The 11,143-nt window shown below is 66.3% G+C and carries 13 protein-coding genes; 7 read left to right on the forward strand and 6 right to left on the reverse strand.

Translation table 11 applies throughout. The features are described from left to right. Nucleotides 1-306: saccharopine dehydrogenase NADP-binding domain-containing protein (locus VJ811_RS16755; protein ID WP_324074473.1), on the reverse strand; the 306-nt coding region annotated here is incomplete at its 3' end. 64 nt (nt 307-370) lie between these two features. Between VJ811_RS16755 and VJ811_RS16760 the strand changes: the two genes are divergently transcribed. From VJ811_RS16760 to VJ811_RS16770, 3 genes are all read left to right on the forward strand, one after another. Then, nucleotides 371-1,360, forward strand: a complete 990-nt coding sequence (locus tag VJ811_RS16760) for a threonine ammonia-lyase (RefSeq protein WP_324074475.1) — start codon at nt 371-373, stop codon at nt 1,358-1,360. Nucleotides 1,361-1,410: 50 nt separating this feature from the next. Then, the gene (locus tag VJ811_RS16765; RefSeq protein ID WP_324074477.1) at nt 1,411-1,863 is read left to right on the forward strand and encodes a hypothetical protein; all 453 of its coding nucleotides are present in this window, start codon (nt 1,411-1,413) and stop codon (nt 1,861-1,863) included. Between the two features lie 104 nt (nt 1,864-1,967). Continuing rightward, nucleotides 1,968-2,555 carry a GNAT family N-acetyltransferase gene (locus tag VJ811_RS16770; protein WP_324074478.1) on the forward strand — a complete coding sequence of 196 codons (588 nt, stop codon included), beginning with the start codon at nt 1,968-1,970 and terminating at the stop codon, nt 2,553-2,555. A 4-nt stretch (nt 2,556-2,559) separates the two neighbouring features. On the opposite strand, the gene VJ811_RS16775 is transcribed toward VJ811_RS16770, so the two are convergent. From VJ811_RS16775 to murI, 5 genes are all read right to left on the reverse strand, one after another. Next, a complete protein-coding gene (locus VJ811_RS16775) occupies nt 2,560-3,810 on the reverse strand; it encodes a YceI family protein (RefSeq protein ID WP_324074480.1) in 1,251 nt (416 codons plus the stop codon). Between the two features lie 111 nt (nt 3,811-3,921). Further along, the gene (locus VJ811_RS16780; RefSeq protein ID WP_324074482.1) at nt 3,922-4,071 is read right to left on the reverse strand and encodes a hypothetical protein; all 150 of its coding nucleotides are present in this window, start codon (nt 4,069-4,071) and stop codon (nt 3,922-3,924) included. 11 nt (nt 4,072-4,082) lie between these two features. Then, nucleotides 4,083-4,772, reverse strand: coding sequence for a nitroreductase family protein (locus VJ811_RS16785; protein ID WP_324074484.1), 690 nt, complete (start codon nt 4,770-4,772; stop codon nt 4,083-4,085). Beyond that, nucleotides 4,769-5,989, reverse strand: coding sequence for a 5-aminolevulinate synthase (gene hemA / locus VJ811_RS16790; RefSeq protein WP_324074485.1), 1,221 nt, complete (start codon nt 5,987-5,989; stop codon nt 4,769-4,771). Before hemA ends, VJ811_RS16785 begins: the two co-directional genes overlap by 4 nt. 137 nt (nt 5,990-6,126) lie before the next feature. Then, entirely contained in the window at nt 6,127-6,933 is an 807-nt protein-coding gene (gene murI / locus VJ811_RS16795) for a glutamate racemase (protein WP_324074487.1), read from the reverse strand. 135 nt (nt 6,934-7,068) lie between these two features. Between murI and plsY the strand changes: the two genes are divergently transcribed. The 4 genes from plsY to VJ811_RS16815 all read left to right on the forward strand — a co-directional run bounded on the left by plsY (nt 7,069) and on the right by VJ811_RS16815 (nt 10,924). Beyond that, nucleotides 7,069-7,689 carry a glycerol-3-phosphate 1-O-acyltransferase PlsY gene (gene plsY / locus VJ811_RS16800; protein ID WP_324074490.1) on the forward strand — a complete coding sequence of 207 codons (621 nt, stop codon included), beginning with the start codon at nt 7,069-7,071 and terminating at the stop codon, nt 7,687-7,689. Next, a complete protein-coding gene (gene dprA / locus VJ811_RS16805) occupies nt 7,686-8,771 on the forward strand; it encodes a DNA-processing protein DprA (protein WP_324074491.1) in 1,086 nt (361 codons plus the stop codon). The genes plsY and dprA overlap by 4 nt, the downstream gene beginning before the upstream one ends. Before the next feature lie 115 nt (nt 8,772-8,886). Then, the gene (locus tag VJ811_RS16810) at nt 8,887-10,494 is read left to right on the forward strand and encodes a vWA domain-containing protein (protein WP_324074493.1); all 1,608 of its coding nucleotides are present in this window, start codon (nt 8,887-8,889) and stop codon (nt 10,492-10,494) included. Nucleotides 10,495-10,498: 4 nt separating this feature from the next. Then, nucleotides 10,499-10,924: a hypothetical protein gene (locus tag VJ811_RS16815; protein ID WP_324074495.1), complete on the forward strand. Its 426-nt coding sequence runs from the start codon at nt 10,499-10,501 to the stop codon at nt 10,922-10,924. The last annotated feature ends 219 nt before the right edge of the window (nt 10,925-11,143 follow it).

Raw genomic sequence — 11,143 nt, forward strand, 5'->3', positions numbered from 1 at the left:
CGACAGGCACGCCTCCATGATCGTGAGATCCTGATAGGGGAGCGCGAGGTTCACGACATGCGTCGCGCCGATCGAGCGGATCAGCGCCGCGGTCGCGTCGATATGGTCGGCATCGACCTCGGCGGTCTTGATCGTGACGCCGGTGCGCGCCTTCACCGATTCGGCGATCGCGTCGCACTTGAACTTGCGGCGGCTGGCCAGCGTGATGTCGGGAAAAATGTCGGGGTTCCCCTGATGCACTTGGGCCATCTTATGCACCGCGACCGAACCGACGCCGCCTGCGCCGATCACCAGAACCTTGCTCATCGAAAAATCTCCTGCGCCTGTCTATGCGGCTTGTCTTGTATGCCCGGCCCTATAGGACGAAGCCATGACACAGCAAAGCCCCGATCCCATGCTCAACCCGAACCGCGCACCCACGCTCGCGGGTGTCGAACGCGCCGCGGCGAAAGTCGCTGCATTGCTCCCCCAAACCCCGCTGTTGCCGCTCGAAGTCGACGGCAAGACCGTGTGGTGCAAGGCCGAGTGCCTGCAGCCCGTCGGCGCGTTCAAGATCCGCGGCGCCTGGCACCGGCTGACCGACCTGACGCCCGAACAGGCGGCTGCGGGCGTCGTCGGCGTGTCGAGCGGCAATCACGCGCAGGGCGTCGCCTGGGCGGCGAAACGGCTCGGGATCAAGGCGACGATCGTGATGCCGAGCAATGCGCCGCAGATGAAGCTCGCGGCAACGCGCGCGCTGGGCGCCGAGGTCGTCCTCTACGACCGTGTGACCGAATCGCGCGATGCGGTGGCGGCGAAGCTGCTCAAGGAGCGCGGCGGGACGCTGGTGCACGCCTATGGCGACCCGTGGATTATCGAGGGGCAGGGCAGCGCGGGGATCGAGGCGCATGCCCAGCTCGCGACGCGCGGGATCGCCGGTCCCGACAAGGTCGTTGCCTGCTGCGGCGGTGGCGGCCTGTCTGCGGGGCTCGCGCTTGCGCTTCCCGATGCCGAGATCATCGCGGTCGAACCCGAAGGCTGGGACGATGTGACGCGCAGCCTCGCCGCGGGCGAAATCCTGTCTGTCGAGGATTTGTCCTATCCAACCGAGTGCGACGCGCTCCAGACCCCCGAAACCTGGCCGATCAACTTCGCGGTGCTGCAGGCGCGCGGGGTGCGCGGCGTCGTTGTGACGCGCAGCGAGGTGCGCCACGCGATGCGCACGGTGTTCGAGAAATTGCACCTCGTCGTCGAGCCCGGCGGCGCCGCGGCGCTCGCGGCGGTGCTCGCGGGCAAGGTGCCGCTGACCGACGCGACGCTCGTCACGCTGTCGGGCGGCAATGTTGACCCGCTGAAGTTCGCGGAAATCATCACCGAATAGACTGGCGGAAACTTATCCGCCGGCATGCGTTTGGACGGGAAAGGAGAAGCATGATGCAGAAAAGTGCAATTTTGGCGAGCGCGGCGGCGCTGATACTGTTGGCCGGCTGCGAAAAGGCCGAGGCGCCTGCGCCTGCGCCGACCGATGCGACGACCACCGAGGTTCCGGTCGAAACCGCGCCGCCCGAAGGCGCCGAAGCCACCGATCCCGCGACCGCGTCACATCGCTTCGCGAGCTGGGCGGGCAAATGGACCGGGGTCGAGGGCATGTACGTTACGATCACCACCGCCGAACCCGGCAAGTACAAGCTCGAAATGCAGTCGGACCTCGACACCAAGGGGACGTATGACGGCCAGGACAGTGAACATGGCATCCAGTTCACGCGCGGCACCGATAAATTGTCGCTCACCCGCGCGAGCGGCGACGAAACCGGCCTCAAATATCTGGCCGGCAAGAAGGAATGCCTGATCGTGAAGGCAGGTGAAGGCTATTGCCGCGATTGATCTGAGCGACCAATCAAATATCGCCATTCCCGCGAAAGCGGGAACCCAGTCCGACGTTGCTTCTGGGTTCCCGTTTTCGCGGGAATGGCGGAGGGAGCGGCGGCATGGATCAGATAGTGTTCGCAAAGGCAATTGACCGACCGGCGCTTGTCGAAACACTCGCGCAGGCGTTCCAGAGCGACCCTGCGCTGTCGTGGATTCTGCCCAATCCCAATCATCGCGCCCGCGCGCTCCGCGGCCTGTTTCGGACCCTCGTCCCCGCCGACGTCCGTGCCGGGATCGCGCTGCGTTCGCCGGGCGACGAGGCGGCCGCGCTTTGGCGCGCGCCGGGACAGGCGCATAGCGGTACGGCCGAATTCCTGCGCACCGTCATCCCGCTCGTCGCGACCTTCGGCACCGCCTTGCCGCGCGGCTTGAAGGTGCAGGGAAGCATCGATGCACACCGTCCGAAAGGGCGTTTCTGGTATCTCCATTATGTCGGCGTCCGCCCCGGACATCAGGGCAAGGGGCATGGCGGGCGGATCATCCGCGCGCAAACCACGGTTGCCGATGCCGAAGGGCTGCCTTGCTGGCTCGAGACCGCGACGCCCGAAAATGTACCGCTCTACGAGCGGCTGGGGTTTGTTACGCAAGCCCAATGGGACGTCCCCGGCGGCCCGCATTTCTGGGGCATGATGCGCCCCTCATCGTGATCGATCAGGATGCCGGGCGCGTCGCGTTAAAGGAAAAGGCGATATCCACCGCGGCAGCGATCGCGTCGGTTGCCGCCCATTCGCCCTGACCGACGCCGAAGGCGGTGCGGTCGATGCGCGCGGTTCCGGCCACGCGCGCGCGGTCGCCGTCGATACGCAGCGTGAAGCGCAGCGTCGCGGGCTTGCTGGCGCCGCGCAGGTCGAGCGTGCCGCGCGCCTCATATCTGTCCCCGCCGAGGTGGCGGATGTCACGCGCGGTAAAAACCGCGCTCGGGTGCGCGCCGACATCGAAGAAATCGCTGCTCTTCAGCGAATCGTCGCGCTGTCCGTCGCCCGTGTCGGTCGAAGCGAGGTCGACCGTGACGCTTATCGTCGATTTGGCGAGCTCGTCGGGACTGAAGCGGATCGCGGCGCGCCAGCGATCGAACCGGCCATCGACCGCCTCACCATTCCAGCGCGCCGTAAAGCCGAGCCGCCCGCCCGACGCCACCGTCCAGTCGGCGAGCGGCTGGGCCGTATCTTCGGGCGCTTCCTCCGCTGCATCGATCGGGGTGGTTTCGTCATCCTTCGTCGCGGGAACGATTGCTCGCGTTGTCGGGGCGACCACAGGCGGCGACGCTTTTTCCACGGCGGACCGCGCCCGTTCGGGATAGATCGTCTGGCCGGCGACAAAGGCGGCGCCGACGAGCGCCAGCGCGCCGATGGCGGCGCCCGCCGCCTTGCCGCGCGAAAAAGGGATCATCCGCTGGAGTTCGGGCTTGCCGAGCAGCCACTGGTGGCGCAACGCGCCCGCGACATGGAACGCGAACAGTCCGATCGCGAGCCACGCCATGGCGCCGTGGATCGCTTCCGCAGGCTCGTGCCAGCTCCTACCAACGGGCAGGTGCGGCCAGGGGACGAGGCCGTAAAGCAAGGTCGGGATCTGAACGCGCGCAGTTGAAACAAGGAGCCATCCCGTGAGGGGGCCGATGATCATCACCAGATAGAAGAGCCAGTGGACGGTGCTCGCGAGCGACCGCGTCCATGCCGGGCCGTCGGACGCGGGTGGACGGGCTGTGAACAGGCGAGCGGCAAGGCGGGCGAGGCTGAGCAGCAGGATCGTGATGCCGATCGACTTGTGGAGTTGGTATCGCGCGAACAATTCGGGGCTGTTGTTTCCCTCCAGCGCCCAGCCGAGCGCGATCTGGAATGTGAGCAGCAGCGCGATGAGCCAGTGAAGCGTGATGGCGGTATAGCTATAACGCTGTGACGGCATGACAATCTTTCGTGATCGGGGGAGCAGAGTCGCGAACCATATTATCGAGTTGCCCCAACCTTGTCGAAGGGGCAGGCAGCGCTCGCAAACGACGGGAATGATACGGACGGCTCAAATAAACGAAACGAGAAGCAGAATGAGGCCCACCGGGATTGTCACAGCCAAGCCCAACAGGCAGCCGATACGCTCCCGCTGGTTTTCCGGAACGCCGCTCCCTGCGTCGGCGACAATGCCCAGCATGTCGAGCAGGTTAAAGGGCATTCAACCAGCGATCACTCGTCGAAACCGACGAACCGCACCGCCTCGTCGACGCCCTTGCGGTTCGACACCACCGCATTGGCCGGAAAATCGGCGTCGGGCCAGCCCATCGCGACGCAGATCATGATGACCTGATCGTCGGGGATGCGCGCATGTTCGCGCACCACGGGGCTTTGCATGATGCCCTGGCTGTTGATCACGCAGCCGAGCCCGCGCGACCAGGCGGCATTGACCAGCGCGTTGGTGACCGCGCCGCAATCGAAGGGCGCGATGTCGCTGCCGAGCAGCACGCGGTCATAGGTTACGACGATGCTGACCGGTGCGTCGAACTGGCGGAAACCGCGCAGGACCCAGTCCTGCCGCGCATCCTTGTCGTCGCGCGCTATGCCCATTGCGCCGAACAATTGCTTGGCGATCTCGATCTGGCGGCCGCGATGATTGTCGGCGATGCCGTCGAAGCGGCGGAACTCGCGGCTATCGGGCTTGCCCGCGAGGATGCCTTCGGTGTTGCCCTGCCGGATCGCCGCGAGCGGTTCGCCGGTGACGACCGAGAAATTCCAGCACTGGTTGTTGAACGACGAGGGCGCGCGCATCGCGACCTCGAGTATCTCGGCGATCAGTGCTTTCGAAACGGGCTTGTCGAGGAAGCCGCGGATCGAGCGGCGTCCAACGACGACGTCATCAAAACCGGGCGCGCCCGTCACGCCGCCTTCTGAAGCTGCAGTTCGAGCCGGTCCCAGATCTCGACGAGCGCGCTCGTCAACTCACGCATCATCGCCTCGTCATGCGCCGGCCCCGGAGTGAAACGCAGGCGTTCGGTGCCGCGCGGCACGGTCGGGAAATTGATCGGCTGCACATAGACGCCATATTCGGCGAGCAGGATATCGCTGATCTTCTTCGCGCGCACCGGGTCGCCGACCATCAGCGGGACGATGTGCGTCGTCGAATCCATCACCGGCAGGCCCGCGTCGCGGAAGCATTGCTTGAGGTACGCTGCGGCTTCCTGCTGCGCGTCGCGCTCGACGCTCGACGATTTCAGGTGGCGCACGCTCGCGAGCACGCCGGCGACGAGCACCGGCGACAGGCTGGTCGTGAAGATGAAGCCCGGCGCGTAAGAGCGGATCACGTCGATGATATTCTTGTCGGCGGCGATATAGCCGCCCATCACGCCGAACGCCTTGCCCAGCGTTCCTTCAATGATGGTGATGCGGTCGGCGGCTTCGTCGCGATCCGAAATTCCGCCGCCGCGCGGGCCGTACATGCCGACGGCGTGGACTTCGTCGCAATAGGTGAGGGCGTTATATTTGTCGGCGAGGTCGCAGATCGCGTGGATCGGGGCGACGTCGCCGTCCATCGAATAAACGCTCTCGAACGCGATCAGCTTCGCCGCCCCGGAATCGTCGGCGGCGAGCAGTTCTTCCAGATGCGCCAGGTCGTTGTGGCGCCACACGCGCTTTTCACAGCCCGAATTGCGGATGCCCGCGATCATCGACGCGTGGTTGAGCTCGTCTGAATAGATGATGCAGTTCGGCAGCAGCTTGCCGAGCGTGCCGAGCGTCGCCTCGTTCGAGATATAGCCCGAGGTGAACAGCAGCGCGCCGTCTTTGCCGTGGAGGTCGGCAAGTTCATGCTCGAGATCGATGTGATAATGGGTGTTGCCGCCAATGTTGCGCGTGCCGCCCGAACCCGCGCCGACGTCGTGCAGCGCGCCTTCCATCGCCTCGATGACCTTGGGATGCTGGCCCATCGCGAGATAGTCGTTCGAGCACCAGACGGTAATCGGCTTCGGCCCGTTGTGACCGGCAAAGCAGCGCGCATTGGGGAAAGACCCGCGGTTGCGCAGGATGTCGATGAAGACGCGGTAGCGCCCTTCTTCGTGGAGCCGGTCGATCGCCCGGGCGAAAATATCGTTATAGTTCACGTTTCAGCCCCGCAGTCAGGTGCTAGTGCAGCTGTTGAGCCGCTCCCTCCGGCGGCTGTTAACAGGCGGGCCAATAACGCCGATTCCGGCTGAAATCCAGTGCGAACGATTCGCAATTCATGGGACAAATTGTCCTATCAGATCGTCTCGATCGACCCGATGCCATAGGGGGTCAGCGCGGCGAGCGGCGGCGGCGGGCGGTCGTCGCTGCGCGTGAAGACCGCGATGCCGGGGGCGGCCGCGGCGGGCCAGGGCTGGCCTTCGGTCAGATAAGCGATGCGCCGTGCGATGCCCGCGGCGCCGTCGATAAGGGTCACCCCGGAACCTGCCGCGGCCTGCAATTCGTCCTGCAACAGTGGAAAATGCGTGCAGGCAAGGACGATCACGTCGATCCGGTCGCCCCCGGGCTGGTCGCGCAGGCCCGCAATCGCGCGCGCGATCGTGTCGGGATCGACCGCCTCGCCACGCAGCTTCGCCTCAGCGCCGGTGACGAGGCCGGGGCTGCCGTGGCGCAGCACGGTCTTGCCCGCGGCGAACCTGGCGCTGAGGTCGTCGACATAGGGCTGGCGTACCGTCGCTTCGGTGCCAAGCACGCCGATCACGCCGCTTTTGGTCAGCTCGGCCGCAGGCTTGATCGCCGGCACCGTGCCGACGATCGGCAGGTCGAGCGCGGCGCGGACATGGGCCAGCGCGATCGTCGAGGCGGTGTTGCACGCGATGACCGCGAGCCGCGGCTGATAGCGTTCGACGAGTCGTCCGAGCAGCGCGGGGACCCGCGCCGCGAGTTCCTCATTGCTCTTCTTGCCATAGGGCAATCCGGCATAATCGGCGGCGTAGACGATCGGTGCGGTCGGCAGCAGCGCGCGCGTCGGACCCAGCACGGTGAGCCCGCCAAGGCCGCTGTCGAATAAGAGAATGGGAGCATCGGGCGCGGGAGCGTTCATGGGCTTTCGCCTAGCAGCGACGGCATGGGCACTCAATGGTCGCCGAGTTCGTCCAATTTGGTTGCCACTCTTGCCGAATCCATTGATTGATTCCGGTAACGGCGCCACATTGATCCAAAGCGAGCGGGGAGCGCCATGACTTTATATTTGCTGATTGCCGCGGGTTATCTGTTGGGATCGATCCCTTTCGGAGTGATCCTCACACGCATGTTCGGCGCGGGAGACCTCCGCCAGATCGGATCGGGCAATATCGGAGCGACCAACGTACTGCGCACCGGGCGCAAGGGACTGGCGGCGGCAACGCTGATCCTCGACGGCGCGAAGGGCGCGGTCGCGGTGCTGCTCGCGCGGCATTTCGTCCCCGAACTGGGCGACCATGCCGCAATGATCGCGGGCGCCGCGGCGATGATCGGCCATTGCTATCCGGTGTGGCTGAAGTTCCGCGGCGGGAAGGGCGTTGCGACATTGCTGGGCCTTGCGCTCGCACTTGCCTGGCCGATCGGGCTGGTGTTCGCCATCGTGTGGCTCGGCGCCGTCCTGTTGCTGCGCATCTCGTCGCTCGGCGGGATGCTCGGCGCGGTGTCGGCGCCGTTCGCCGCACTCGCATTTGGCCATCAGGTCTATGCCATCGGCCTTGCCGGGCTCGCGGTCATCGTTCTGTGGCGCCACCGCGAAAATATCGCGCGGCTGCGTGCCGGGACCGAGCCGCGGGTCGGCGGAAAGAAGGACGCCCCCAAAGGAGCCGGGGAAGCATGACACAAGCCGAGCGGCTGGCACGGCTGCGGCTGATCCGCACGCCGCATGTCGGCCCGGTGAGCTGGCATCAGCTGATGCTGCGCTTCGGGTCGGGTGAGGCCGCACTCGACGCGCTACCGGACCTCGTTCTGCGCGGCGGGGCAGGGAAAGCCCGTATCGCACCGGTCGAGGTCGCGGAGCGCGAGCTGGATCGCGCGGCCCAATTGGGGGCGCGCCATATTTTCAGCGACGAGGATGGCTATTCGCCGATGCTGCGCGAGGTCGAGGGCGCGCCGCCCGTCGTCGTCGTGCGCGGCGATACGGCGATGCTGCGGCGTCCGTGCGTTGCGATCGTCGGCGCGCGCAATGCTTCGGCCGTCGCATGCCGCTTCGCCCGCCAGCTCGCGGCCGATCTGGCGGCGCGCGACGTGACGGTGGTGAGCGGGCTCGCCCGCGGGGTCGATACCGCGGCGCATATCGGCGCGCTCGGCGGATCGACGGTGGGCGTCATCGCCAGCGGGATCGACATCGCCTTTCCGCCCGAAAACGCCGCGCTGCAGGAAAAGATCGCGAGCGACCAGCTGCTGATCGCCGAACAGCCGCCCGGCACCGAACCGCTCGCGCGTCACTTCCCGTCGCGCAACCGGATCATCGCGGGGCTCGCGCACGGAACGGTGGTGATCGAAGCCGCTCCCCGCTCGGGATCGCTGATCACCGCGCGGCGCGCGGGCGATTATGGGCGCGAGGTGATGGCGGTGCCGGGCTCGCCGCTCGACCCGCGCGCGCAGGGCTGTAACCTGCTGATCCGCGAGGGCGCGACACTGATCCAGACGGTCGACGACGTGCTCGAGGCGCTGGGGCCGATCGACAAGCGCATGGTGCGCGAGCCGACGCAGGGCTTCGCGCCGGTGCCCGCGATAGCCGAGGCTGGCGAAGGCGACCGCGGCCGCATCGCCGTACTGCTCGGCCCCACCCCGGTCGCGGTCGACGAACTGGTCCGCCAGTCGGGCTGCGCCGCGGCGACGGTGCAGCTGGTGCTGCTCGAAATGGAGCTGGCAGGGCGCATCGCGCGCCACGCGGGGGCGCGAATTTCGCTCCTGTGACACCGCGCATAGCGGCCAACCCCAAATAATTTCACGGCTTATCGTGGTTCAGCCACGGTTCAGCGGCTGGCGCCGAGTTTGATGATATTGTATCACATGGCCGGGGAGTATGACGATGCGCAGCCGATTTCTGACCGGAACGACGATGATCGCGGTGCTGGCGACGGGGCTGGCGCCGACGCCGCTCACGATCGCCGCGGCACGGACGCCCGCGCAGGGCTTTTGCCGCAACGCCGACCCGTTGCCGCGGCTCGACGCCGAGCAGCAGGTCCGCCAGCAGCAGAATGGCGGCTATGCCAAACCCGCAACCAAGCGCGAGCGTGACGAACGCCGCGCGGACATGGCGGTCGAGGCGATACCGGCGCCGATGGCGCCCCCGCCTCCCGCACCGCTGCCGCCCCCTCCGCCTCCCGCGCCCGTCTATGAGAGCGAGAGCGGTTCCGATGCCGTCGTCGTTACGGGATCGCGCGTCGAGGGTGGCTTGGCGGCCAGCAAGAGCGCCGACTATGCGCCCGCCGCCGCTTCGCCACCGGTTCCGGGCTCATCGTCCGACTATGTTGCCAGCCGCATGCCGCCGCCGCGCCCCTATCCGCAGCCGCAGCCGCAATCGGGCATCCTCACCGCGGGCGAGCACGACGACCTGCTCAACCCCGAACTCTACGCCGCCTATGTCAACCGCAGCAGCCTGGGCCAGGACGTCGGCGCGCTACCGCGGGTGGACACGACGCGGGTGGTGACGGTCAAGGTCAGCGACCGCAACGGCCAGCCGGTGCCCTTTGCCGATGTGAAAGTCGCGTGCAGCGACGGCAACAGCATCACCATGGCGACGCAGGCCGACGGCAGCGCGGTCTTCTTCCCCGGGCTCGACCGCCTCAGCGAGCGGGTCACCGTGTCGGCGGCCAAGGCGGGGCGGCCGATCGCCGCGGCGCGGCCGCTGTTCGTCGTCAACGCACCGGGCGGGCAGACCGTCGGGCTCACGGCGAACCAGCTCGCGGCCAAGGCGACCAAGCTCGACCTGATGCTCGTCGTCGACACGACGGGCAGCATGGGCGACGAGATCCGCTTCCTGCAGGCCGAGATGCGCGCGATCATTTCGTCGATCACCGCGAAGCACCGCGACCTCGACATCCGTGTCGGCTTCGTCTTCTACCGCGACCTCGGCGACGAATATGTCACGCGCACGGTGACCTTCGACCGCGACATCGCCCGCGCGCAGGGGGCGCTGGCGGCGCAATATGCGACCGGCGGCGGCGACTATCCCGAGGCGATGGACCAGGCGCTGATCCGCGCCGTCGCGCAGGAATGGCGCCCCGATGCGGTGAAGTCGATGCTGCTCGTCGCCGACGCCCCGCCGCACGGCGAATTGTTCGGACGCACCTGGGCTGCCGCCGAGGCGGCGCGCGCCAAGCGCATCCATATCACCCCGGTCGCGGCATCGGGGGTCGCCGACAAGGCCGAATATGCGATGCGCGCGATGGCCGCGGCGACCCAGTCGCGCTATTTGTTCCTCACCGATGACAGCGGCGTCGGCAATCCGCACGCGCCGCCGGCGATCGACTGCTATCTCGTGACCCGGCTCGACGCGCTGGTACGCCGCGTGATCGACACGCAGATCAGCGGCCGCCGTATCGAGCCCGACGACAATGAAATTATCCGCAGCGTCGGCAAATATGATGCGGGCAAGTGCATCCTGCCCGCGGATTTCAAATGGCAGAACGGGTGACCTCGTGAAGAAGAAATGGCCAGTCTACGCCGCCGTGCTGATTACGCCGGCATTTAGCGCCGACACCCCTTCGATCATTGTCATGAATTTTGGCACGACGAGTTGGGGCTGGAACACCGACAAGCCTGCAAGCGATTATATCGCAGGCTTCGGCACGAAAATCCCCAAGGCCGCCAGAATCTGTCAGGTTGCGCTTTTAGGGTTCAACGGCGGCATCACGGATGGGGGCGAGGCCGCCTATTTCCGCTCCAATCGCGATAGCAAAATGGCCTTGGAATGCCTGAAGCGATGGCTTCCCCAAGGAAGTTTTGGAATTGTGTCGCCGGAAGACTGGAATGAGATGAAGCGGGCTATTCCGGAGTTTCCTCGTCCGCTGGAGGAGATCGACCGGATCGAACTCCCGCCCCCCGAGGCAGAGGGTCGGATTTGAATTGACGGGTAATCTCGCTCGGAAAGCCGGAGAGCTCGGGGCTTCGTTGGCATCAGCCGACGGGCTACCCATTTCCCCCTTGACGGAATCAAGCTATCCCCGCCACCCTCGCGCGTACATGTGAGAGCCGGTGACGGGGATAGTTTTTTAATGCAATTGGTAATTGTGGAATCGCCCGCAAAGGCGAAGACGATCGAGAAATATCTGGGGCGCGATTTC

This window comes from Sphingopyxis sp., assembly GCF_035250425.1.
GTDB lineage: Bacteria > Pseudomonadota > Alphaproteobacteria > Sphingomonadales > Sphingomonadaceae > Sphingopyxis.

Bases quoted from the DNA above. Each gene is read 5' to 3' on its own strand.
- VJ811_RS16760 (WP_324074475.1), top strand. From the start codon at position 371: ATGACACAGCAAAGCCCCGATCCCATGCTCAACCCGAACCGCGCACCC.
- VJ811_RS16765 (WP_324074477.1), top strand. From the start codon at position 1,411: ATGATGCAGAAAAGTGCAATTTTGGCGAGCGCGGCGGCGCTGATACTG.
- VJ811_RS16770 (WP_324074478.1), top strand. From the start codon at position 1,968: ATGGATCAGATAGTGTTCGCAAAGGCAATTGACCGACCGGCGCTTGTC.
- VJ811_RS16775 (WP_324074480.1), bottom strand. From the start codon at position 3,810: ATGCCGTCACAGCGTTATAGCTATACCGCCATCACGCTTCACTGGCTC.
- VJ811_RS16780 (WP_324074482.1), bottom strand. From the start codon at position 4,071: ATGCCCTTTAACCTGCTCGACATGCTGGGCATTGTCGCCGACGCAGGG.
- murI (WP_324074487.1), bottom strand. From the start codon at position 6,933: ATGAACGCTCCCGCGCCCGATGCTCCCATTCTCTTATTCGACAGCGGC.
- plsY (WP_324074490.1), top strand. From the start codon at position 7,069: ATGACTTTATATTTGCTGATTGCCGCGGGTTATCTGTTGGGATCGATC.
- dprA (WP_324074491.1), top strand. From the start codon at position 7,686: ATGACACAAGCCGAGCGGCTGGCACGGCTGCGGCTGATCCGCACGCCG.
- VJ811_RS16810 (WP_324074493.1), top strand. From the start codon at position 8,887: ATGCGCAGCCGATTTCTGACCGGAACGACGATGATCGCGGTGCTGGCG.